This is a genomic window from Psychrobacillus sp. 05T411 (assembly GCF_056396485.1).
Genome location: NZ_JBFTLO010000011.1, coordinates 71,055 through 94,366, shown reverse-complemented (window position 1 = coordinate 94,366; position 23,312 = coordinate 71,055). Strand labels below are relative to the sequence as shown.

Genomic DNA, 23,312 nt, shown 5'->3' with positions numbered 1-23,312 from the left:
TGTTTTAGAACAGTTCTTTATGGAAAAATAAAGCTATATAGAATGTAAATCTGGTTTTAACGCATACTTATTATATCGTTTTAACCGGTCCAAAATTAAAGTGAAAGAGAGGAGTTCCACATGAGCTTAACTCCTAAGCAAAGAATTGAGTTACATGGATTTAATAACCTGACTAAGTCCTTAAGTTTTAATATGTATGATATTTGCTACACAAGAACAAAAGAAGAAAGAGAGGCTTATATTGACTATATCGACGAGCAATATAATGCGGATCGTTTGACGAAAATATTAAGTAAAGTATCAGATATTATTGAAGCAAATATTTTAAATATCGCCAAGCAAGATTATGAACCACAAGGAGCTAGTGTGACCATCTTAGTTTCCGAAGGACCTGTTGATGATTCTCCGATAGATTCTTTTAAAGAATCCCCAGGACCGCTTCCTGAAACGGTAGTAGGTCATCTAGATAAAAGTCATATAACCGTTCATACTTATCCTGAGTATCACCCAGATGAGGGAATTAGTACATTCCGTGCGGACATTGATATTTCCACCTGTGGAGAAATATCTCCTTTGAAAGCGTTGAATTATTTGATCCATTCATTTGAGACGGATGTTATGGTAATGGATTATCGAGTACGCGGCTTTACTCGCGATGTAACTGGCCATAAATTATTTATCGATCACGATATTAATTCTATCCAAAACTATATTCCCCTTGCTATACAAAAATATTATCAAATGATTGATGTAAATGTATACCAAGAGAATATTTTTCATACTAAATGTAAACTCAAGGAATTTGATATAAATAACTACCTATTCGGCTACACGGAAGACGAGTTAACAGATGAAGAAATAATATCCATTACAAAGAAATTAAAAACAGAAATGGATGAAATTTTTTACGCTAAAAACATGGCAAGAGAAGAATAAATTAGTAGGACCAAATTTTTGGTCCTTTTTATATTCGCTGCGGACTTTTTTAAACTAATTAACAACAGTACGATATATACTTTTAATCGTCTCCAGATGCATTTCTTCCTGATAGAAACTTCCACAAACTACTGCATGAATCCTCCTTTTATAATGTAAATTTTGTTAGTTTGACATTTCCTTGCTTTTGACGTTTAAATATTATGGAGGAGGCGTTGTATTTGAATACATATCTATTATTAGCAATCAAGATTGTGAGTGAAGTTTTTGGTAGTTCTATGTTGAAAGTTACAGAGGGGTTTAAAAAAGTGCTTCCTACTATCGGTGTTATATTAGGTTATACGATTGCTTTTTATGCATTATCTCTCTCGTTAAAAACACTTCCAATCGGTACCGCTTATGCGATTTGGTCTGGGGTAGGAACTGCTTTAACCCTTATAGTCGGGATAATCATTTACAAAGAAGGCTTTAACCGGAAAAAGTTTTTTGGACTTTTATTGATAATTGGTGGCGTCATTTTATTAAATCTTTCAAACGGTGACATTCATTCGTAAAGAGAGAGGAGAATTACATATGAAAAGTTACGGTTTGCTTAGTATTTCGATTGTTAGTGAGGTTTTTGGAACGGCGATGCTGAAGTTATCAGTAGGGTTTACGAATATTGGACCTTCTATTGGAGTTATTGCAGGATACGGCTTATCGTTCTATTGTTTGGCTCTATGTTTAAAAACTATTCCTTTAAGTTTGGCCTATGCCATTTGGTCTGGAGTAGGAACTGCTATAACAGCATTAATCGGGGTACTCTTTTGGAATGATCCGTTTAACTTGCTTACACTTTCTGGCCTAGCCCTTATTATTGGAGGTGTCGTATTACTTAATGCCTCAGACAATAAGAAAGAACCATCTCATTAAGAGTGGTTCTTTTTCTATTGTTATTCTAATATTTACTAAAACAATTCACGAGCTAGTAGTCGGTACACATTTAAACGTTTTTCTTGAGAATGTGGAATGCTACAAATCATTGCTTCATCAAAACCATACTTAACTTGCTCTTCTTGTAATATCGTTGCAACTTCTTTTGCTGTTCCAACTAAATGGATTTTGCGATTTTGTTGAATGGCCATGCGATCCATTTCCGTTAATGGATAATTTTGTGCTTCTTCCGGCGTTAATGTTTGTCGAATTTGACCTTTCATGAGCGATAGCCTCGAAATATCTTGCGGAAGTGCTTCGTATTCCGCCTCTTCTTTCGTTTCAGCAACTGTTACCATATACGTTACGTTAATTTCTGGTTTTTCCATCAGTGCGGAAGGTTTAAAATTACGATGGTAGGTTTCGAAAATTTCTTTCGTCATACCTCCTTGGAAAAATTGTGCAAATGAATACCCGACTCCTAATCTGCCTGCCTGCATTGCACTGTTTCCCGTTGAACCGAGCAGCCATGCTTCTGGTAAAACGACATTCGATGGTGTTGCAATGGTCCGATTGTATAAGCTATCTTCCGGCACCTCATCGTTTAGTAATTGTAGAGTTGTCGTTAGTTTTTCATACATATTATTAAGCATTGGTTGACGACCTTCTGATAAGGCATACATTGCGTAATTATCTCCTCCTGGAGCACGCCCTACACCAAAGTCGATACGCCCTGGTGAAAATGCACTAAGTGTTTTAAACACTTCGGCAAGCTTAAGAGGCGAATAATGCATCATCATTACTCCTCCTGTGCCAATACGAATATTGTTGGTCTTCGCTGCTAAATGCGCTGCAATTACTTCAGGCGCAGAGCTCGCAATTGTACCGGTGCCATGATGCTCTGCCATCCACATGCGATAATATCCTAACTCATCCGCTAAAATAGCTAATTCTTCCGCTTTTTTTAATGCATCAACCGCAGTATTTCCTACCGTAATAGGTGCTTGATCTAGAACACTTAACTTCATTCTGTAATCTTCCCTTCTTCTTATGTAAAATAGCGATAAATTTTCCTCTTTACCAAATTGTATTCTTTAACGATTGGAAGGTAAACAAAAGTGACTTTCTAACTCTATTACTAGAAATACGTTTACGTGATGGAATAAGTGGTACATAGAAAATAAGGACAGGTAACTATTAAAAATGGAAATGGAGGAAATTTCAATGATAAGAAATATAATTGCATTACCATTAGCTTTATCCACTGCGCTACTATTAGGGGCTTGCGGGGATAGCGACGATGACTTGGATGATATTGAGGTGAATGATCCGTTGTTAGAGGATGATGGTCAAAATGATATTGGGGTTCCTGAAGACGAAAATGGAGAAGAAGTGGATGAAGGTACGGATTCAACAGAAAACTCTACACCATAAATATTAAAATCTATTAAAGTACACTTTATAAAACAATAGAACCCAATCAGCTATAAACCGATTGGGTTCTTATTTTCATTCTAAAATCTACCTTGCAATTTAAAAACAATCTCCGCAAATAATGTTGCAAATAAGAAAGTTCCTGTATAAACAACTAATGAAATAACCACAATTCGCCAGCCTAGCTTTTTGAAACTTTCTAAGTCTTTCCCGAGAGAAAGACCAGCATAGGCAAGAATCGGTGTAGCTAATGCCATAAAGTTAATTTCAGCCGTTTTTGCAACAATCCATTCATTCCCAGGGAAAATAGGAGTAGTCGCAATTAGCGCTATCAATGAAATCCACACCACTGCTGGCATTTTAGGTAAATACTTATTTAAAACTAAACCGATTACTGTAAATAACACGATAAGAATTATCCCAGGAAGGGCTTTAATCGGAGATACACCATACCCTACCCAGTTTCCAAGAATGGCTATGATTCCAATCAATGCTAATACTTTCATTTTTTCCATCATTATTTTGCAGCCTCCTTACGTGAACGGCCAATTTTAGGCTCCAACCATTCGTAAAGACGTGCCGTTACTGGAAGTGAGAAGAATACACATAAATACGTTCCTAATATCGTCGAGATCAAGTTGGCTGCCGCTGCAAATAATGCAATATCTTCCGCATCATTTGGAAACGTAACAGCTAATGCTCCAGAAGCTGCTGCCATCATACTTCCTGAACCTACTCCAGCTCCCATCGCCAATGAAATCGGATGGAAAATACCAAGACTCCCTAAAAACCCAGCTAAAATAGCTAAATAGATAGCTCCAAAAACAGTCCCGCATATGTAGACACCTAATGCCCCTCTTCCTTCTGGTGAATCTGCTCCATACTTTTCAGAAATAATGGCTAAATTCGGCTCTCGGTCAATCGAGAAAGTTGCACCGATTGCTTCTCTTTTCATCCCAATAAGTAATGCTATTGGCAATCCAATAATAATCGTCCCTAAAACATGTCCTACTTCTTGAACAGCTAATGACACTCCTGCATCGAAAATTTTAGGCAATGATGGTCCTAACATCGATCCAAGTTTAGCTACAAATAACAAAAATGAAATTCCCAGTATTCCCGCTGCACGCTTCATCTGTGTATCATTCATTAATTTCAACTTGGGAAAACTAACGATTCCCCCCATTATCAACACATATAACATCGGGAACAAAGCTATTGTACCGACTCCTAAATTGAACTGTTTAACACCTATTGCTTCACCTATCAAGACAAATACTAATACGATAATATGAAGTTTCCAATCTTTCAGCAATGATATCTCCTCCTTTATAGTGCATAATTTTTAATGCACTACAATTTTTATGTAATCTGAAAACTCTTTATCGATTTTGTAATTATTTCAAATCTACCTCCCCATGCTGTCAAAAACCTTCCAATATCAATGTTGAAAATAGAGACAGATTTAGTAAAAATAAAAAATCCTTCTTGAAGAATACTTGCTGAACAAGTATTCATAGAAGAGGATTATTTTTACCTTAACAAATCATAACATCTATACTAATTCATTCAAACATTTTTTTAATATAGTAATAGATTCTACTAAAACGGTCCCCAATTGATGGAAACTCCAATGATTAGTGTAATGACAGCAATAACCATCCAAATTAGGAAAAGGGGAAACATCCATTTAAACCACTTTGTATATGGGATTCCTGCGATCGCTAGACTTGCCATTAAGGGTCCTGATGTAGGAATTATACTATTTGTAAATCCATCTCCGAACAAATAGGTTTGAACAGCAACCTGTCTTGTAATACCTAGCATATCTGCAAGGGGCGTAATGATTGGCATAATTAGTACAGCTTGTCCGCTTCCAGAAGGAACAACAATACTAATGATTGTATTAGCAACAAACATAGCCATTGTAGCCATTATTGGGGATAGACCGGTAAATAAATTAGATAAAGCATACACGATTGTATCTAACACTTGCCCCTGTTCTAACACGACTAATATTGCACGAGCTGCTCCTACTATGAGTGCTCCATAAAGTAACTTTTCGGCACCCTTCATAAAATGAACAATAAACTGATTGTAATGTATTTTTCCAATAACACCAACCAAAATTGCGATGCCCAAGAAGTAGGCAGACATGTGGTCAAGTGTCCATTTGAACTGTATCGTGCCAAATACCATAAAAGCAAAAGCAAGACCTACAAATAGCAAAATAATTTTATGTTTCTTCGTAAAATCCACTTGAAGCTCTTTTTGATCATTTGGATCATTTTCATCCATAAACGAATGGGAAAGGATACTATTTTTAGGATCCTTCAACACTTTTTTCGCATATCGCCATGTGTACCAAATTGTAATCGAAACAATGACAACAAACACAATCACACGGAAGAGTAGACCCGAGAATAATGGCAGTTCTGCAATTTTATGAGCTATCCCTACTGAATATGGATTGATGAATCCAACATTAAACCCTGCGAAAGTAGCTCCAAATGTGATAGCCACTGCAATAATTGGATCAAGTCTTAAAGCTTTAGAAACAATGAGTCCTATCGACACAAAAGCGATGACCGAGTTAGCAACAGCCCCTATCGCTCCACCTAAAGCGAATAGAATCGTAATAACTGCAATTAATATAAATTCATTTCCCTTTGTTTTATCTATTGCTTTCATTACTGCCGCTTTAATAGAACCAGTCGATTCGATGACTTCCATTAAACCACCGATAAATAGTACGAGGAAGATGATACTACCAGACTCTACCATTCCTTTTTGTAGAGAAAGGAGAATATCCATCACCCCAACTCCACTAGCCTCAACACTATGATAAGTACCGGGCACTACCATCGTTAACCCATCTTTTACATCTCTTTCAAACTCACCTGATGGAACTAGATAAGTAGCGAGTGCAGCGAGTAATAGAATGCCAAATAATAAGACATAAGTATCTGGCATTTTTAAAGAAAATCGTTTTTCTTTTTTTGTTTTAGCTTCCATAAGCTCCTCCTTCTGCAAAAGCAAACCTTCCCTCAAAACCACATTAGTCTAAAAGTTTAAAGGTTGCATGAACAAACATATTTATTCCGTTCGATAAAGCGTTTTCATCGATGTCGAATCGAGGATGATGATGCGGATAATCAGTTCCTTTTTCCTTATTACCTGACCCTGTGAAGAAGTATGTGCCAGGTGCCTTTTGCAGGAAAGCGGAGAAATCTTCCGCACCCATATTGGGTTTCACCGGAACTAGAGCTTCTTCTCCATAAAGTTCACAAACTGTTTCTTCGATTATTCGAGTTACCTCTGCATCGTTAATGACTGGAGCTGGACCTTCCTCATACTCAAATTGATAAGTAGCACCATGGGCTTCCGTTATCCCTTTTATAACTCGTTCCATCAATTCAGTGACTACTGGTCGAAGTTCAGGACTGAAGAGACGAACAGTCCCCGCAATTTCAACGGAGCCTGTAATAATATTCATAGCAGTACCACCTGCAAATTTAGTAATGGAAAGGACTAGTGCGTCTAACGGATCGACGTTTCGAGAAACAATATGCTGCAAGTTACTAACCACTTGTGCCCCAATCGCTATAGCATCGACCGTTTGATGTGGAAGTCCCGCGTGACCTCCCTGTCCATTAATCGTGATAGTAAACGTATCAGGTGAAGCCATTACAGGTCCTGCCGCAACGCCAATTTTTCCAGTTTCTAGCGGAGACCAAAGATGTGCTCCGATGACCATATCAACTCCGTCCATCACACCCGCCTGCACCATTTCCTCTGCACCACCAGGAGCTAACTCTTCCGCATGCTGAAATAAAAACCGGACCTCGCCTTTCAATTGATCTTGTATGGAAGCAAGTGTTTTAGCTGTCCCAAGTAAGATAGCCGTGTGTCCATCATGGCCACAAGCGTGCATAATGCCTGAATTTTGGGAGGAAAATGAATGAGAATTTTCTTCTTGTATTTGCAATGCATCAATATCAGCCCGAATCGCTAGCACTTTGCCCGGTTGATTTCCAATCAATCGTGCCATCACACTTGTCTTAGTAGGACGAGTAATTTCTAGATTACCGAAAGTCTGAAGTGTTTCATAAATGAACTGAGCCGTCTTCTCCTCTTGAAAGGACAATTCCGGATATTTATGTAGATATCTTCTCCAGGAGATTACGTCATCCTCAATCATTTCTATTAATTGTCTAAGTGTAGATCTTAGTATAGTAGCCTTCATATTTTTTCTCCTCCTAATCTATGTTTATACTTTTTAGAGCTACTATTCATTTAAGGTTCATTTACGGCTATGACCAAAATTATATATTAATTACGACATTTTAATCAAGTCCTAATTTTCTAAAATCAAAAAAAAAAACAAAGACAAGACCCCAAAGGATCTTGTCATAACATTATTTGAAAAACTTTTCTTGGTCTGCCCCTTGGATGAGGAGTTTCTTCTCCAACTACTTGCGCCAATCCTTTTGACTCTAACTCAGTCAAAATCCTACGGGCACTTCTTGGCATAATACTCATTTGTTGGGCTAGATCATGCGCACTTATTTCAGTCTTTCCAATTTTTCTTAATATCGATTCGAGTTTGCTTAAAGTGGCGATACTAAGCGACGTTTGCTCGCTTAGCAATTGGAGATGCTCCGGTGCATATCCATATGTAATTTGCTCAGGCTGTCCTAGCGGGCCGACAATAGTTTTGTCGTCAAAGACTACCATCGATGATCCTTTGTGGAATTCTTTTGCATGTAGCAAGGCTGTCCCAGCATTGATTTCAGCCTCATAGGCAGTTTGTCCAATTCCTATACCGCAAGTGACCGCATCATGACCGGTCAACTGAAGAATAGCAAAATCAGGAACTACAGTAAAATCTTTCGTCATTTCTTGAAGAAGTCCATGTGTAGTAAATATCACATAGCGTCCAGGTCCAGCAGATTTAAGAGAACCGTTTATTTTTTTCGTATATTCGAGCAGCTTTTCCGTCATTTTTATTTCGATTTTATAAATTTCATCCGTACTAAAGGTCTCTTTTGTTAAACTAGAAAATGAATCAAATTCAATCATCTGTACGGCAATTTGGGTATCCTTAAAATGCATCGTTTCATGCGTTTGAAGTATGAGGGCTAAAGTTGAAACGATGGCAGCTTGAGTAGGAAGAACTCGAAATGCAGGTACGCCAAGCTTGTTAAGCTCATATTGAGCATTTTTTAGGCAAGTGACTGCAGCTAAAGTCTGTCCAGTTTTCCAAAGTTCATAGTGGTAGCTTACTACTTCATCCGTAAGAATCTCCTCTTCATAATGCTTTAAATACACTTGCTTAGGAGCTATCTCAGATTCTTTAAAAACTCTTTCTAGTTCAGTAGGATGGAACGTATCAAAGCTTAACTGATCGAAAGGTATTTTCTGATTGTATGCGATATGCAACAACGTTTTATACAAGCTGGAGCCGGAAGAAGGAACGTAGAACATTGGTTTTGTAATTCCAGCCCATTTCTTCGCAAATCCATACGGAATCTGTCCAGAAAAAAGCCACATATCTACCTCATTCGTTTGTTTTGTTAATTTTTCTACTATCTCTTCATCACGCCAGTAGGAGATAGAAATGCAGCTAAATTCAGGATATTTCATCACTACTGATTCCATTATTTCGATAGAATCTTCCGCACCGAATAAGCCCAATCGGATCTTCTTCAATTTTCTAATCTACCTCTCTTTCGGAGTTTTTAATTTATTGTAACTATTATATTAACATATGCCCAAGTTTGCAGAAGTACTTTATTCTGCCTAAAAAGACTCAAAACCGTTTTTAAACGATTTTGAGTCTTTTGTTGTTAATAAATAGATGTATTCTCTTTTGTAATATTCTCCAAAATCTCTTTTACGCGTGCTAGGAAACGACCAGCAACTAATCCGTCTAGTACACGATGGTCGAGTGATAAACATAGGTTTACCATATCACGAGCTGCAATCATTCCACCATCCATAATTACAGGACGTTTCACGATGGATTCTACTTGAAGAATCGCTGCTTGTGGGTAATTGATAATTCCCATAGACTGAACAGAACCAAATGATCCTGTGTTGTTTACAGTGAAAGTACCACCTTGCATTTCGTCTGATTTTAACTTACCAGAACGAACTTTTGTAGCAAGTTCGTTTACTTCACGACCAATGCCTTTAATCGTTTTTTCGTCCGCATTTTTGATGACTGGAACGAAAAGTGCATCTTCTGTCGCAACCGCAATCGAAATATTAATATCTTTTTTCTGGATGATTTTATCGCCAGCCCACATCGAATTCATCATTGGGAATTCTTTCAATGCTTGAGAAACAGCTTTTACGAAAAATGCGAAATACGTTAAGTTGAAGCCTTCTTTTGCTTTGAACTCTGCTTTTAATGAATCACGATACTGCACCAAGCTTGTTACATCCACTTCAATCATTGTCCAAGCATGTGGAGCTTCATGTTTACTACGTAGCATATTTGCAGCGATGGCTTTACGAACGCCAGTTACAGGAATTTCGATATCTCCAACTGCCACTGTTACGTTTACTGGAGCTGCTTTTGGCGCAGCTGTTGCTTGAACTTGTGGTGCCGATTGTGCTTGCTCCACTTTCGGTTCTGCTTGTGTAGCTACTGGGATTTCTCCACTTTCAATAATTTTCAATAGATCTTTGCGTGTAATTCGTCCCTCATTGCCAGTTCCATTTACTAACGTTAGGTCAATTCCGTGTTCTTGTGATAGCTTCAGCACTGCTGGAGAGTAACGAGCTTTTGCCCCTTTTTCACGGTTGACGGGTGTAGTATGTTTTTGGACTTCTGCTGGCTTGACTGTTTCAGCAGTTGGTTGTTCTGGAGCAGCTTCCACTACTTCTTCGGTAGCTCCACCTTCTGTTTCGATCGTACAAACGACTTCTCCAACCGCAAATGTATCTCCTTCGTTTGCGATTAGCTCTTTAATAACACCTGTAAAGGAAGAAGGTACTTCAGCGGTTACTTTGTCCGTGTTTACTTCTGCTAGAGCGTCGTATTTATTGACATGATCGCCTGGTTTTACTAACCATTTTTCAATCGTTCCTTCTGTCACACTTTCACCGAGTTGAGGCATTTTGATATGTTCTAAAGCCATGTAAGTTCCTCCTTAATATTCCGCTAGTTCGCGCATCGCTTTTTCGACTTTATCTGGATTGATCATAAAGAATTTTTCCATCGTTGGCGCATACGGCATAGCAGGAACATCTGGTCCAGCAAGACGCATAATCGGTGCATCTAGATCAAATAAGCAGTTTTCTGCAATGATTGCCGCTACTTCACTAATAATACTGCCCTCTTTGTTATCTTCTGTTACTAGAAGAACTTTACCTGTTTTCGAAGCGGCTTCTATAATTGCTTCTTTATCTAATGGATAAATTGTTCGTAAATCAAGGATATGCGCAGAAATTCCATCTTTTTCTAAACGTTCTGCCGCTTGCAGGGCAAAGTGAACTGCAAGACCATACGTAATAACTGTAATGTCATCACCTTCACGTTTTACATCTGCTTTCCCGATTTCGATTGTATAATCCTCTTCCGGAACTTCGCCTTTAATAAGACGATATGCACGTTTATGCTCAAAGAACATAACAGGATCTTCATCGCGAATTGCCGCTTTTAACAATCCTTTAGCGTCATAAGGAGTCGAAGGAATGACAATTTTCAATCCTGGTTGGTTGGCAAATATTGCCTCCACGGATTGGGAGTGATAAAGCGCACCATGGATACCGCCGCCGAACGGGGCACGAATAACAATCGGACACGTCCAGTCATTATTGGAACGGTAACGAATACGAGCCGCTTCAGAAATAATCTGGTTCACTGCAGGCATGATGAAATCCGCAAACTGCATTTCCGCTATTGGACGAAGCCCGTACATAGCAGCACCAATTCCTACACCAGCAATGGCAGATTCAGCAAGAGGTGTGTCTAAAACGCGGTATTCACCGAACTCATCATACAGACCATTCGTTGCTTTGAATACACCGCCTTTTCGACCTACGTCTTCTCCAAGAACGAATACGCGCTCATCGCGAGTCATTTCTTCTTTCATTGCAAGTGTGATTGCATCGATATAAGACATGATTGCCATTATGCGTTCCCCCCATCTTTTTCTGCATATACGTGCTTCAATGCATCTTCTGGAGCTGCATATGGTGCATTTTCAGCATAATCCGTTGCTTCATTTACTTCCTTCATAATACGGTCGTTAATTTCTTTTTCTAAGTCCGTTGTTAAAATATCATGATCTCGCAAATATTTTGCGAACGTAATAAGTGGATCCAGTGCTTTTCCTTCCGCAATATCTTCTGCCGTACGGTATTGACGATCATCATCATCCGAAGAGTGAGCAGTTAGACGGTAAGTGACCGCTTCGATTAAACTTGGACCTTCCCCGTTACGAGCACGATCTGCTGCTTCTTTTACTACTTTATAGACAGCAATCGGATCTTTTCCATCAACTCTCACACCAGGCATACCATAACTAGACCCACGCTCCGCAACGGTTGTACTTGCCACTTGACGGTCGAAGGGTACAGAAATTGCATAGTTATTATTTTCAACCATTGTGATACATGGTAATTGGTGAACACCTGCAAAGTTTAATCCTTCGTGGAAATCCCCTTGGTTAGACGAACCTTCCCCTAAAGTTACAAAGGTAATAAAATCTTTTTTCTCAATTTTCGCAGCTAATGCTACTCCCACAGCATGTGGTAATTGAGTCGTAACCGGTGAGGATCCAGTTAAGATTCTATTTTTCTTTTGTCCAAAATGACCAGGCATTTGACGACCGCCAGAGTTTGGATCTTCCGCTTTTGCAAAAGCAGATAACATCAAATCTTTTGCGGTCATACCGAAATGTAAAACAACGCCCATATCACGGTAATAAGGTGCGATATAATCTTTCGTATTATCAAGTGCAAACGCTGCGCCTACTTGAGCTGCTTCTTGTCCTTGACAAGAAATAACAAAAGGAATTTTCCCAGCGCGGTTTAATAACCACATACGTTCGTCAATACGACGTGCCATTAGCATCGTTTCAAACATTTTCAACACATCTTCATTTGTTAACCCTAATTCTGCGTGACGATTTGTTGTCATGTAGAACTCCTCCTTTTTACATATGAATAGCTTTACCATCTACAGCTAGCGCTGCTTCACCCATTACTTCACTAAGTGTAGGGTGCGGGTGAATTGTATGTGCGATTTCCCAAGGAGTTGCATCAAGAACCATAGCAAGACCTGCTTCTGAGATCATATCCGTTACATGCGGACCTATCATATGAACACCTAAAATATCATTCGTTTTCTTATCCGCAACAATTTTCACAAAGCCATCCGACTCACCGTAAACTAGTGCTTTCCCAATAGCTTTAAAAGAAAATTTTCCGATCTTCACATCAAATCCTTGCTCTTTTGCTTGTTGTTCTGTAATACCGACACTAGAGCTTTCAGGACTTGAATAAATACAACGAGAAACTAGTTTATAGTCAATTGGTGAAATTTCGTTTCCAGCCATGTGCTCGATTGCAGTAATTCCTTCATGACTGGCTACATGTGCTAGTTGAAGCCCTCCAATTACATCACCAATTGCATATATATGAGATTCTTTTGTTTGGAATGTTTCAGTTACTTGAATAAATCCTTTATCCACTACGATATCTGTATTTTCGATACCAATACCTTCTACATTTGCTTGACGGCCTACAGATACCAGCATTTTTTCTGCAGTAAATGTTTTCTTTTCTCCATTTAGTTCTGCCGAAATAGTCACTTGATTGTCCGTTGTTTCTAATGTTTCTGAAAGTACTTTTGCACTTGTTGCAAAGGTAATTCCTTTTTTAGCAAGTAGTTTTTGCATTTCTTTTGAGATATCTTTATCTTCCGTTGGGATGATACGATCCGCATACTCAATAACCGTCACTTCTACTCCGAAGTCATTTAACATGGAAGCCCATTCAATACCAATAACACCACCACCAACAATCAGTATTGATTTTGGTAGTTCTGTCATTGCCAATGCTTCATCTGAACTCATGACAAATGTTCCGTCTATTGTAAGCCCTGGTATAGTACGAGGTCTTGAACCAGTTGCAATGACCACATTTTTCGGAATAAGCATTTCGTTTTCATCACCATTATTCATCTCAACTGAAATTGTTCCACCTGGAGATGGCGAAAAGATGGATGGACCAAGCATTCTTCCTGTGCCTTCATACACATCAATTTTACCTTTTTTCATAAGCCCTTGTACACCTTTATGCAACTGGCTAACAATGGATTCTTTACGTGCTTGCACACGACTAAAATCAAGTGTCACTTCAGAAGTATTTACCCCAAAGTCAGCGGCATGGTTTTTTGTAGTTGCATATACTTCTGCGCTACGAAGCAATGCTTTACTCGGAATACATCCTCTATGTAAGCATGTACCTCCAAGATTGCCTTTTTCTACGATTGCTGTTTTCAATCCTAATTGAGCCGATCGAATAGCAGCGACATACCCGCCTGTTCCACCACCGATAATGACTACATCATATTCTTTTGCCAACGAATTAGCCTCCTTAATACTAAACAGAACCAATGAAGGCCGCTTTTTTCAAAGTCGGCCCATCATTTGTTTTCTATTATTTTGCTTTCGTTTTGTCTATCTTATATTATCGATTTGTAATAATATGTTTGCCATTTTGTAAAAACTGGCTACGAGATTTCCCTATGCGTTCAATGCGCTCTTCCGCAAGTCGGTCTGCTGCAACGTACGTTGGGATTTCATCTCTTTTAGAAATAGCGAAAATCTTTTCAATTGTATCATATATTCCAGAAACTCGTTTCATTGCACGATCGTGATTATAGCCGTATAACTCGTCTGCCACGTTAATAACGCCACCTGAATTAATCACATAGTCTGGCGCATATGCAATGCCCATTTCATGGATAATATCCCCATGTTTTGTGTCTTTTAGTTGGTTATTAGCAGAACCTGCAATTACTTTCACTTTTAGTTGTGGAATTGTGTTGTCATTAATTATTGCACCAAGTGCACACGGTGCGAAAATATCCGCATCTTGTGAATAAATTTCATCTACACCTACTTGTACTGCTCCGAATGCATTTACTGCACGGTCAACTGAAGTTTGGTTAATATCTGCTACAATCAGTTTTGCACCTTCCTTGTGTAAATAATCGCATAATGTATAAGCAACGTTTCCTACACCTTGCACTGCAACTGTTTTACCTTCTAAAGAATCTGAACCAAAAGCTTCTTTAGCAGCAGCTTTCATTCCTACATATACACCATAAGCAGTTACTGGTGATGGATTACCAGAGGAACCGAATGCTTCCGAAATACCCGTTACATAATTCGTTTCTTCATGAATAATGTCCATATCCGCTACAGTAGTACCAACATCCTCTGCCGTAATATAACGACCATTTAATCCTTGGATGAAACGACCAAATGCACGGAACATTTCTTCATTTTTGTCTTTCAATGGATCTCCGATAATAACTGTTTTACCGCCGCCAAGATTAAGTCCAGCAGCAGCATTTTTGTAAGTCATCCCTTTTGCTAAGCGTAATGCATCTTCAATTGCCTCTTCTTCTGACGCATAATTCCACATTCGAGTTCCACCAAGTGCTGGTCCAAGTGTCGTGTCGTGAATTGCAATAATCGCTTTCAATCCTGATGTTTTGTCTTGGCAAAAAATTAATTGCTCATAATCGTAAGTCTCCATATATTTGAAAATATCCATGTGTAATTCCTCCCAGTAGTTAAATGTTTTGCTTTATATTATAAATACCCCTTGTTGCTTGAACATAACTCCCATTTTAAACTAAATTGTATTTTTCTAATTTGTAATATAAGGTGCGCAAGGAAATTTGCAGCTTTTTTGCCGTTTGCGATTTATTGCCGCCACAAGATCTTAACGCACGTTCTAATACTTTCTTCTCCATCTCATCCATCTGTTCGGCTAGCGTGCCGTTTGACTCGAAGTCCTCTTCATTATTCGCTAAAACGAGCATCGATTTTGGTATATGATGTTCTTCTACAAATCGATCATTCGGCTGTAAGAAAATCATCGAACGACTGATAACATTTTCTAGTTCGCGAACATTTCCAGGCCAATCATAGTCAAGTAAACTTTCCATCGCTTCCTCTGTGAACCCTTCCACATTTCGACCAAATTCTTGGTTAAGCTTTACAAGTAAATGTTCCGCTATAAGTGGAATATCTACTTTTCGCTCTCTTAATGCTGGAATATGAATAGGCATTCGATTTAATTGGAAATAAAAATCTTCACGAAATGTGCCTTCACGCATTGCTTTTTCTAAATTTATACTACTTGATGCAATGATTCGTACATCTACAGGAATAGATGTAGTTCCCCCAACTCGAATAATGACATTTTCTCGAAGAACGCTAAGCAATTTTGCTTGTGTCTTTTTCGTAAGTTCCCCAACTTCGTCCAAGAAAATAGTACCATTAGTAGCACTCTCAAATAATCCTGCTTGACTTAAGCCACTCTCTTCCAAGCCGAATAATTCTCTTTCCAATAAATGCTCTTCCATTGAGCTACAGTTAATGCGGATAAATGGATGGAACGCACGATCGCTTTCGCTATGAATCGCATGCGCAAATAGGTCCTTCCCCGAACCAACCTCTCCCCTTAAGAGGACGGTAACAGGTACACTTGCTGCTAGCCTTGCTTGATCCATTGCGAAAATAATCTGTTTGGATGTTCCCGAAATATCTTTTAGTGAATAGGATAGCTCCAATGTACGAATAAGTGTTTTAGCGCGATCCAGTTCTTTCATAAGTCCGCGCATCTCGGTCATGTCATGAATAACCCCGACACTCCCTTTTAACTCACTATTCACAATAATTGGAGCGACATTTACAATCACTTCTTTTTTCTGTTTTCCAACTCGAAGATTTACCCCACGTATTGGCTTTTTCGTTTGCAACACTTTTAAGTGGATACTTTCCCCTTCAGAAATATCCGCAGTTGCAGGTCTGCCGATCACTTCTTCTTCGCTGAAACCAGTAATTCGAGTATATGCCGGGTTAATAAGGATCCCTTTTCCTTCTTCATCTACTACGGAAATAGCATCATCACTCGAATGTATAATCGCTTCTAACATTTTTTGTATTTCTGTTAAATTTGTAATTTCTTCTGCAAGTCGAAGTACTTCCGTGATATCCTTAAATACTGCAAATGCGCCAACTTTTTTTCCTTCCTCATTGATCATCGGATACCTTGACGTAACAATTTTGGTACCGCTTTCAAGAGTGAGTTCCTTGTTTAGTTCGACATGGCCAATTTTGAATATTCTCGGTAATTCACTTAAACTGATTACTTCATGCACATGCTTACCAATTGCTTGTTCTACTGGCATTCCCGTCATTCTTTCCGCACTTTTGTTGAAAAAATTGACGATTTCTCGGCTATCAATACCAATCATGCCTTCTTCAATAGAATTAAAAATAAGTTCTTGCATCATTTTTTTGCGATCAATGATTTGAATATAATCATTTTTTTCTTCCAATAACGTAACGATTAAGTTGGCAATCTCACCTGGTATAACAACTGCTGTAGCGGGTCTATTTGCAAGTAGTTCTTGAAACACCGCTTTCTGCCCTGTTACATCAATAATGATTTGAATATTTCCGCTTAAAAGAGGTTTCCAATCTGAAAAAGTAGGAATTTGCTTCTCTTTTGCGTAAATTATTCCAGGAGCTTCTTCGTTGACATCCACAATTGCTGTCACTTGTAAGTAATCAGCCTGTTCAATCAATTTCAGAAGTGCATATCCACCGTTACCTGCACCAACAATAAGTATGTTTTGCAAAAATATGCACACCCCCGTTTTCACTTTCGCAACTTATTGCACTTCCCATTTATCATAACGTAAGTTTCTTTCATTGACAATCATATTCTTGCATGTAAAATTAAAAATGTAAGAACAGGAGTGAAGAAAATGGGTCGTTTAGCGGCTTTAATCGTGTTATTAATTCCTGGAATTTTAGCGGCGTTTGGGATTAAATTAATAAGAGATACGTTTTTCGGATTGCAGATTCTTCCTATTGGAGGCTTGGCCATCCAGTTTATAAGCGGAATTATTTTCACTGTTTTAGGGTTAGGCTTTTTCGCCGGATTTTTATTGAACAGGGATCGAAAAAACGGAAAAGTAGCTCCACGATTTCAAAAGAAAAAGGAATCTTGACTTTTTAAGTCAGATTCCTTTTTTGTCGCTGTATAATCTTTTCTGGATAGTCCGAAATCCATCCAATAACCGATTCATGTGGATGAACGATGTATTTTTCATTTCCTTTAACATTGTAAAAACGAATCGGAAATCCCTCACTCCAAATTTTGTGCATGAGTTCGGAATCATAAAATTTTTTATTTAAATGGATTGCCTCCCATTTTCTAATCGATAAAATATAATCCCAATCGGTATTTTTTTTCCCGATGAAAGCTGTTTTTGCATTCAATCCCATCGTATGAATCGTTTGCAATATACTAAATTCAAACGAAGAAAAATGGACGTCTTCTATACCTTTTGTTTTTTCAACAACTTCAATAATTTTTTCAATTTTTCCTAAGAATGATTCCTTCAGTTCAATATTCAATTTTATACCAGAAGGGGCTACTACCTGTATAAACTGATCGAATGTCATCACCCGACTATATAAAAACTTCCGATAAAATGGACTTCCTAATTTCAATTGCAAAATTTCATCCGATGTCATATCTGTAATGCGTCGACTATTACCGGCCAATCTAAAAAAATCAATATCATGCGTCACGAAAGCAACACCGTCCGCAGACAGCTGTAAATCTATTTCTATTCCATCTACTCCTAGCATAACTGCCCGCTTGAAAGCCTTCATAGAATTTTCGACAGCCCTATTCGGAGCTCCACGGTGCGCGTATACGGGTATTCTAGACATTTAACTCCCCATTTTCTATTTTAAATTTCCCACTGGTTGGACTGGATAACACAGAAGATTTATGGCCAATTTGAATAATCGTCCCAGCATTTGCTTCTTTTGTAATTTGAATATAATGATTATTTGGTTGGCGTAGTGTTATTAATATTCGCTTGATTTCTGTATCTATTTCTTTTATTTTCAGTCCCAATTGGTTATATTTTTGTTTTGTTTGTTCAAATAAGGCTATTTGTTGGACCGTCATTGCTGTTTTTAGTTGGTTGAATTGGCTAATTTGCACGTTCAGTTTGGACAACTCCTCTTGGAGCTTCATCATTTCTTCCGCTTTCCTTTTTGCGTTCTCCGCTAGTATTTTTCGATCAATACCTTGGACGATTAGTTCCGTTTTTCTTTCCATGCTATTACCAGAATATGCAGTAGTAATAGAATGTATCGCTATCGTTTTACCACCAATAACTTTTCCTTTTCGTTCATCTAGCACTATTTGATTGGCTGCAATGGTAGAACCGAGCGTATAATATCCTATGTGAATATTCTCTTTTGCTTCTAAAGTACATGCGTTTGCATGTTTTACATAAATATTTTTGTATGCTTCGACAGTTGTTTCATCACGACCAAAAATGCCACCTTTGATAAATACATCGCCTTCTACTGATTTTATCAACTTCGCGGCATGCACGCCTTCTTTTCCTTCAATCGAAACGTCCCCGGATGCGATAACTGAATATCCTGCCATAACCGTACCTTTTACAAGAATCGAGCCATCAAATGTTAAATTTCCCGTCTCTAGTCCAACGTCTCCATCTATAACAAGATGCTTTTGAACTGATAACACTCCATTCACTTCTCCAATAATCCCTTTTGTTTTGGAACGAAGCACTGTTTTTCCCTCTTCTTCCACTTCATATGCACTTTTTGTATCATATTTTAATGTTGTATCCTCACCTAACTCAGCAGGTACAGTTTCCCCAAATATATTTATCCCGTCTATTCCCTTTTGGGGTGGTGTTTTTTCTCCCAGCCACGATCCTTCTTTTATTTCAACGATAAAATTCATGTCAAAAAAGTCGGTGTTGCCATCCTCTTTAATGACCGGTTTCTTTTCCGCTTGGTCTAAATAGATTACTTTTGCATCCTCTCCTTTTTGAGACGTCAATCCTTTTGCAACTATGTATGTTTTCCCTGTTTTTACAGATAGTAAATCGATTGGTTTATGTCCATAAGTAATACGTTGTTCTTCTAATAACTTTTGAATGTTTGTATGAATTTCCGCTAAATTTTCTTGGATGTAAGTTTGTGATTCATAAATCGTAAGGAAGGCTTCCATTTTATCTTCACTTATTTCTAACTGCATACTATCTATCCAACTGCCTATTTCAATTGGGTGATGTGATTTATCGTCTAACGCCTTTTTCAACGCCAAAAAATCAGATACTTTTAGGCGTGTGTGCTTGCGTGTCAATTCCTCAAACTTTTTCAAGTTGTATCCACTACTAGTTATTGCAATGAACACCCGTCCCTTCTCTTCTGATAATGTTATTTCGTCATTTTTTTCTATAATTATCAAGTAGCACACTCCCTCTTCTACATTATTATACGTCTATTAACGATTAACGGACAAAAAATCTAAAAGCGTTGTTGAATTTCCGTATTAATACCTAACTTCGCCAACAAACAATGAAAGTTTACTGTTAAATACAGTCGTTTGGTTGGTTTTTTCTGCACATATTAGATCGAAAGGTCATATTTTCCCTTTTCTATATAACTTTTGTTCCGTTCCTAGAAATAGATCTAAATATAAGGCAGTCCTTTGGAACTTTACAATATAGGGAAACTGCGACGTAGTGAGTTGAATAGTGACCTGATTTTCGCTGCAGGACGGACGCTTTCCGTGGGGTGAGTGATGAGCCTTCACCGCCGCTTGCGCGTACGTTATGAAGTCTCATCTTACTCACTTGATCCCACTGGAGTCGCCGCCTGCAGCGAAAATCAATGGAAATTGCCCAATTATCAATACCATCCCATTAAAAAAACAAAATTTCAACCAGTTTTTCCATTGGATTCATCCAATAAATGGCTTAGGGCAACCAACCAATCACTGAGAGCAACTAGTTCTACTACGAAAGCAACTAAATCAGCACGAGAGCAACCAAATTACTCGTGAGAACAACCAATTCTCCAAATGGCAAGTTTACTAGGATTGAGACGTATTATTGGGATAGCGCATCTTATTAACCGCTAAGATTTTCACTGCCGGGAGGACGACTTCCCCTGGGAGAAGTGAAAATTAATAGAATCTGCATACTTATCAGTGCAGACCAGTTGAAAAAACAAAACTTTACCTATTTTCCCCATCGCATGCATCCAGTAAATGGCTTAGGGCAACCAACCGATGACTGTGAGCAACCAATTCTCAAAATGGCAAGTGTACTCGATGTGAGACAACTATAATTCCGACATATTATATGAATTATATGTCTTAAAGCCCGTCGAACACGCCTTTCCGGCATCTACTCGACTAGTTTGTCGTGTTCCAAGGCGAGATTGTCTCGTTCAACCATTTATTGTTAATTTCGGACACTGATAAGTAAGCAATTTCCATTGATTTTCGCTACAGGCGTCGACTCCTGCCGGATGAGTGGGCTAATGAGACATCCCAACGTACGCCTAAGGGCGGCGGGGATGGCTCATCGCTCACCCGGCGGAAAGCGTACGGCTGTAGCAAAAATCACAGCGGACACTTTATTCGCCTCACTACCACGCAGTTTCCTTAAACTAAGCTCCAAGTAATAAGCCCATTTCTATGTAAGTTAGTGAAAATAAGCCATTTGCCATAGATTTAATAATTTGTAAAGCAAAAAAAAACCAGCGAATCGACTTATTCGTTGGCTTTGGATAATATTAATAAGTCCTGTAATAGTAATGTTTAGCTAGCCATGTTCTCCATACGAATTTTATCTGCAATCATCGCGATGAATTCTGAGTTCGTAGGTTTTGACTTTAAATGATGAACTGTATAGCCAAACATTTTCGAAATAGTTTCGTAGTTTCCTCTGTTCCATGCGACTTCGATTGCATGGCGAATTGCACGCTCTACACGAGATGGTGTCGTTTGAAATTTTTTAGCGATTTCTGGATATAATACTTTGGTGATAGATCCAAGTAGCTCCACATCTGTATAAACCATTTGGATTGCTTCTCGCAAATATGAATATCCTTTGATATGTGCAGGCACACCAATTTCTTTAATGACATTTGTAATCGTGTGATCAATCATCCGTTTACTTTGTGCAGCTTCCTTTTCTGGACTTGACTTAGTAGGAATGTCTTGAGTAAATTCTTTTTTGCCGGCTACTTGCTTTATTTGTGTAACGAGACGATCAAATTCAAACGGCTTTAACATAAAATAAGATGCGCCTAAATCGACCGCTTGTTTCATTACGTCTTCTTGACCAAAAGCAGTTAGCATAATAATTTGAATACCGTTCAATTGATTGTTTTTTTGCAAGGAATCGAGCACTGCAATTCCATCAAGATGTGGCATAATAATATCTAGTAAAAGGACATCTGGTTTTTTTGTTTCTAATAATTCCAGACAAAGTTTCCCGTTACTAGCCGTTCCGATAACTTCTATTTCTGGATGTTGATCAAAATAGGTTCCCATAGTCCTTATTAAGTCTTTATTGTCGTCTACGATTGCAATTGTAATTTTTTCCATCATACTCATCCACCTTTGTATTTTTTGACTAAGGTATTATTCGCTATTTTTAGATTACTTCCTTTATTTTTGCTAAAAATAAGCCTTTTCTATTACAGTTTCTACCTTTTTCACCAATTAAATCATCATTTCGACATTTTGTCGAATTTTTCTATATATTCATTGTACCGGTACTCAGTGAAAAAGGGTAGACCCAAATTCGGTCTACCCTGCATGATCATTTTCATGGATTTTTTTTCATCATTTCGGTGATTGCAAGTGCCGCACCATTTTTAGGTTTGTCCACGTACATATGTGTAACCACACCGATTAGTTTATCTTTTTGAATGATCGGACTTCCACTCATACCTTGTAAAATTCCACCTGTTTTTTGGATGAGCGATTTATCCGTTACAGTGAACTGAAAAAGATTTCCATCGACCGAAGAAATATTTATCGTAAAGTCTTGTACTTTTTCACCGTCGATAGATGTTCGCATAATTGCTTCACCTGGCATTATCGTTTCTACATTTGCAATTTCAACTTGTTGCAACGGTATATTCTCTAAAGCGTTATCCTCTAACTTGCCAAATATGCCATAAACATTATTTTCATCTACACCGCCTATTGGCGAAGTATTTGCGTCATGAGAAGTAATTTTATATCCAGGTTGTCCTGGAATACTTTTCTTTATTTGCTCAATGGAAGACAAATAAATAGATCCTTCCGAAAATTTGGGAGTTACTCCTGTCGTATGGTCGACAATTTGATGACCAAGTGCTCCAAATTCCTTCGTAGCAGGGTCAAAATAAGTTAATGTGCCAATTCCTTCTGTAGCATCCCGTAAAAAAGGAAGCAGCTTTAATGTTTGTTCAGAAGTAATTTCTTTTGTATGCATTTTTTTATTGTGCTCATACTGAATAGTAATTTGTTCTTTATCTTTTACGTGCGTTTTTACTTCTTCTACATTCGTTATCGTTTGGTCGTTAATTTGGTGAATGGAATCACCAGCACGCAACCATTCTTCGTCTGTTAGCATAACATCATGACTGAGGAATACAGCGCCGTATTGAAGATCAATTTGTATGGATTGACCAAGTGGGACGACGGAAAGTCCGGCTGCAAAAGTAGAGTTGCTCGCAAAAAATAATGTAAAGAAAAGCATTGGCATTAGCGACCATTTACGATAGGTTTTTTTCATATTTCACCTCCTATACAAATACTATGTCCCGCAGAAGGAACTCTATGTGAGGTAAATAATTGATAAAAAACAAATGTGCAAGCGCGTGTCACTGCCCCGACAGGCAAATGGGGAAAAGCGAGGAGGC

Annotated in this window: 22 protein-coding genes; 6 read left to right on the top strand and 16 right to left on the bottom strand. The window is 38.2% G+C overall.

The genetic code is table 11. The features are described 5' to 3' along the window. Nucleotides 1-120 precede the first annotated feature (120 nt). From speD to AC1DFT_RS11270, 3 genes are all read left to right on the top strand, one after another. Complete coding sequence (gene speD, locus AC1DFT_RS11280) at nt 121-936, top strand: adenosylmethionine decarboxylase (RefSeq protein WP_477919291.1); 816 nt, start codon at nt 121-123, stop codon at nt 934-936. 221 nt (nt 937-1,157) lie between these two features. Beyond that, on the top strand, nt 1,158-1,490 hold the full coding sequence (locus tag AC1DFT_RS11275) for a DMT family transporter (RefSeq protein WP_477919290.1): 333 nt from the start codon (nt 1,158-1,160) through the stop codon (nt 1,488-1,490). 19 nt (nt 1,491-1,509) lie between these two features. Then, nucleotides 1,510-1,848: a DMT family transporter gene (locus AC1DFT_RS11270; RefSeq protein ID WP_477919289.1), complete on the top strand. Its 339-nt coding sequence runs from the start codon at nt 1,510-1,512 to the stop codon at nt 1,846-1,848. Nucleotides 1,849-1,883: 35 nt separating this feature from the next. Here AC1DFT_RS11270 and AC1DFT_RS11265 read toward each other — a convergent pair whose 3' ends face one another. Then, nucleotides 1,884-2,876 (bottom strand): LLM class flavin-dependent oxidoreductase, encoded by a 993-nt coding sequence (locus AC1DFT_RS11265; RefSeq protein ID WP_477919288.1) that lies wholly within the window; start codon nt 2,874-2,876, stop codon nt 1,884-1,886. A gap of 196 nt (nt 2,877-3,072) precedes the next feature. Between AC1DFT_RS11265 and AC1DFT_RS11260 the strand changes: the two genes are divergently transcribed. Then, nucleotides 3,073-3,282 (top strand): hypothetical protein, encoded by a 210-nt coding sequence (locus AC1DFT_RS11260; protein WP_477919287.1) that lies wholly within the window; start codon nt 3,073-3,075, stop codon nt 3,280-3,282. Nucleotides 3,283-3,362: 80 nt separating this feature from the next. Here the strand turns inward: AC1DFT_RS11260 and AC1DFT_RS11255 are convergent, their stop codons facing one another. The 11 genes from AC1DFT_RS11255 to AC1DFT_RS11205 form a co-directional block, all read right to left on the bottom strand. Beyond that, on the bottom strand, nt 3,363-3,800 hold the full coding sequence (locus AC1DFT_RS11255) for a hypothetical protein (protein WP_477919286.1): 438 nt from the start codon (nt 3,798-3,800) through the stop codon (nt 3,363-3,365). Beyond that, nucleotides 3,800-4,597 (bottom strand): DUF3100 domain-containing protein, encoded by a 798-nt coding sequence (locus AC1DFT_RS11250; RefSeq protein WP_477919285.1) that lies wholly within the window; start codon nt 4,595-4,597, stop codon nt 3,800-3,802. The genes AC1DFT_RS11255 and AC1DFT_RS11250 overlap by 1 nt, the downstream gene beginning before the upstream one ends. Before the next feature lie 287 nt (nt 4,598-4,884). Beyond that, on the bottom strand, nt 4,885-6,297 hold the full coding sequence (locus AC1DFT_RS11245; protein ID WP_477919284.1) for a YfcC family protein: 1,413 nt from the start codon (nt 6,295-6,297) through the stop codon (nt 4,885-4,887). Between the two features lie 43 nt (nt 6,298-6,340). Continuing rightward, on the bottom strand, nt 6,341-7,528 hold the full coding sequence (locus tag AC1DFT_RS11240; RefSeq protein ID WP_477919283.1) for a M20 family metallopeptidase: 1,188 nt from the start codon (nt 7,526-7,528) through the stop codon (nt 6,341-6,343). 164 nt (nt 7,529-7,692) lie between these two features. Then, nucleotides 7,693-8,943: an ArsR family transcriptional regulator gene (locus AC1DFT_RS11235; RefSeq protein WP_477919348.1), complete on the bottom strand. Its 1,251-nt coding sequence runs from the start codon at nt 8,941-8,943 to the stop codon at nt 7,693-7,695. 188 nt (nt 8,944-9,131) lie between these two features. Continuing rightward, entirely contained in the window at nt 9,132-10,430 is a 1,299-nt protein-coding gene (locus AC1DFT_RS11230; RefSeq protein ID WP_477919282.1) for a dihydrolipoamide acetyltransferase family protein, read from the bottom strand. A gap of 12 nt (nt 10,431-10,442) precedes the next feature. After that, nucleotides 10,443-11,426 (bottom strand): alpha-ketoacid dehydrogenase subunit beta, encoded by a 984-nt coding sequence (locus tag AC1DFT_RS11225; RefSeq protein ID WP_477919281.1) that lies wholly within the window; start codon nt 11,424-11,426, stop codon nt 10,443-10,445. Continuing rightward, entirely contained in the window at nt 11,426-12,436 is a 1,011-nt protein-coding gene (locus AC1DFT_RS11220) for a thiamine pyrophosphate-dependent dehydrogenase E1 component subunit alpha (protein ID WP_477919280.1), read from the bottom strand. Before AC1DFT_RS11220 ends, AC1DFT_RS11225 begins: the two co-directional genes overlap by 1 nt. Before the next feature lie 16 nt (nt 12,437-12,452). After that, complete coding sequence (lpdA, locus tag AC1DFT_RS11215; RefSeq protein ID WP_477919279.1) at nt 12,453-13,883, bottom strand: dihydrolipoyl dehydrogenase; 1,431 nt, start codon at nt 13,881-13,883, stop codon at nt 12,453-12,455. A gap of 106 nt (nt 13,884-13,989) precedes the next feature. Continuing rightward, nucleotides 13,990-15,084: a Leu/Phe/Val dehydrogenase gene (locus tag AC1DFT_RS11210; protein WP_477919278.1), complete on the bottom strand. Its 1,095-nt coding sequence runs from the start codon at nt 15,082-15,084 to the stop codon at nt 13,990-13,992. Between the two features lie 76 nt (nt 15,085-15,160). Next, nucleotides 15,161-17,182 carry a sigma-54 interaction domain-containing protein gene (locus AC1DFT_RS11205; protein WP_477919277.1) on the bottom strand — a complete coding sequence of 674 codons (2,022 nt, stop codon included), beginning with the start codon at nt 17,180-17,182 and terminating at the stop codon, nt 15,161-15,163. 129 nt (nt 17,183-17,311) lie between these two features. Between AC1DFT_RS11205 and AC1DFT_RS11200 the strand changes: the two genes are divergently transcribed. Next, entirely contained in the window at nt 17,312-17,557 is a 246-nt protein-coding gene (locus AC1DFT_RS11200; protein WP_477919276.1) for a DUF2627 domain-containing protein, read from the top strand. A 4-nt stretch (nt 17,558-17,561) separates the two neighbouring features. Here AC1DFT_RS11200 and AC1DFT_RS11195 read toward each other — a convergent pair whose 3' ends face one another. Both AC1DFT_RS11195 and AC1DFT_RS11190 read right to left on the bottom strand, forming a co-directional pair. Beyond that, complete coding sequence (locus AC1DFT_RS11195) at nt 17,562-18,287, bottom strand: glycerophosphodiester phosphodiesterase (protein ID WP_477919275.1); 726 nt, start codon at nt 18,285-18,287, stop codon at nt 17,562-17,564. Beyond that, nucleotides 18,280-19,854, bottom strand: coding sequence for a DUF342 domain-containing protein (locus AC1DFT_RS11190; protein ID WP_477919274.1), 1,575 nt, complete (start codon nt 19,852-19,854; stop codon nt 18,280-18,282). The genes AC1DFT_RS11195 and AC1DFT_RS11190 overlap by 8 nt, the downstream gene beginning before the upstream one ends. A gap of 713 nt (nt 19,855-20,567) precedes the next feature. Here AC1DFT_RS11190 and AC1DFT_RS11185 point away from each other — a divergent pair. Then, nucleotides 20,568-20,738: a hypothetical protein gene (locus AC1DFT_RS11185; RefSeq protein ID WP_477919273.1), complete on the top strand. Its 171-nt coding sequence runs from the start codon at nt 20,568-20,570 to the stop codon at nt 20,736-20,738. 475 nt (nt 20,739-21,213) lie between these two features. On the opposite strand, the gene spo0A is transcribed toward AC1DFT_RS11185, so the two are convergent. Both spo0A and AC1DFT_RS11175 read right to left on the bottom strand, forming a co-directional pair. Further along, nucleotides 21,214-22,005, bottom strand: coding sequence for a sporulation transcription factor Spo0A (spo0A, locus tag AC1DFT_RS11180; RefSeq protein ID WP_477919272.1), 792 nt, complete (start codon nt 22,003-22,005; stop codon nt 21,214-21,216). A 223-nt stretch (nt 22,006-22,228) separates the two neighbouring features. After that, nucleotides 22,229-23,185: a SpoIVB peptidase S55 domain-containing protein gene (locus AC1DFT_RS11175; RefSeq protein ID WP_477919271.1), complete on the bottom strand. Its 957-nt coding sequence runs from the start codon at nt 23,183-23,185 to the stop codon at nt 22,229-22,231. Between the last annotated feature and the right edge of the window lie 127 nt (nt 23,186-23,312).

What these genes read in the sequence shown, in the direction of transcription:
- speD (WP_477919291.1), top strand. Translation starts at nt 121, where the DNA reads ATGAGCTTAACTCCTAAGCAAAGAATTGAGTTACATGGATTTAATAAC.
- AC1DFT_RS11270 (WP_477919289.1), top strand. Translation starts at nt 1,510, where the DNA reads ATGAAAAGTTACGGTTTGCTTAGTATTTCGATTGTTAGTGAGGTTTTT.
- AC1DFT_RS11265 (WP_477919288.1), bottom strand. Translation starts at nt 2,876, where the DNA reads ATGAAGTTAAGTGTTCTAGATCAAGCACCTATTACGGTAGGAAATACT.
- AC1DFT_RS11260 (WP_477919287.1), top strand. Translation starts at nt 3,073, where the DNA reads ATGATAAGAAATATAATTGCATTACCATTAGCTTTATCCACTGCGCTA.
- AC1DFT_RS11255 (WP_477919286.1), bottom strand. Translation starts at nt 3,800, where the DNA reads ATGATGGAAAAAATGAAAGTATTAGCATTGATTGGAATCATAGCCATT.
- AC1DFT_RS11245 (WP_477919284.1), bottom strand. Translation starts at nt 6,297, where the DNA reads ATGGAAGCTAAAACAAAAAAAGAAAAACGATTTTCTTTAAAAATGCCA.
- AC1DFT_RS11240 (WP_477919283.1), bottom strand. Translation starts at nt 7,528, where the DNA reads ATGAAGGCTACTATACTAAGATCTACACTTAGACAATTAATAGAAATG.
- AC1DFT_RS11235 (WP_477919348.1), bottom strand. Translation starts at nt 8,943, where the DNA reads ATGGAATCAGTAGTGATGAAATATCCTGAATTTAGCTGCATTTCTATC.
- AC1DFT_RS11230 (WP_477919282.1), bottom strand. Translation starts at nt 10,430, where the DNA reads ATGGCTTTAGAACATATCAAAATGCCTCAACTCGGTGAAAGTGTGACA.
- AC1DFT_RS11225 (WP_477919281.1), bottom strand. Translation starts at nt 11,426, where the DNA reads ATGGCAATCATGTCTTATATCGATGCAATCACACTTGCAATGAAAGAA.
- AC1DFT_RS11220 (WP_477919280.1), bottom strand. Translation starts at nt 12,436, where the DNA reads ATGACAACAAATCGTCACGCAGAATTAGGGTTAACAAATGAAGATGTG.
- AC1DFT_RS11210 (WP_477919278.1), bottom strand. Translation starts at nt 15,084, where the DNA reads ATGGATATTTTCAAATATATGGAGACTTACGATTATGAGCAATTAATT.
- AC1DFT_RS11200 (WP_477919276.1), top strand. Translation starts at nt 17,312, where the DNA reads ATGGGTCGTTTAGCGGCTTTAATCGTGTTATTAATTCCTGGAATTTTA.
- AC1DFT_RS11195 (WP_477919275.1), bottom strand. Translation starts at nt 18,287, where the DNA reads ATGTCTAGAATACCCGTATACGCGCACCGTGGAGCTCCGAATAGGGCT.
- spo0A (WP_477919272.1), bottom strand. Translation starts at nt 22,005, where the DNA reads ATGGAAAAAATTACAATTGCAATCGTAGACGACAATAAAGACTTAATA.
- AC1DFT_RS11175 (WP_477919271.1), bottom strand. Translation starts at nt 23,185, where the DNA reads ATGAAAAAAACCTATCGTAAATGGTCGCTAATGCCAATGCTTTTCTTT.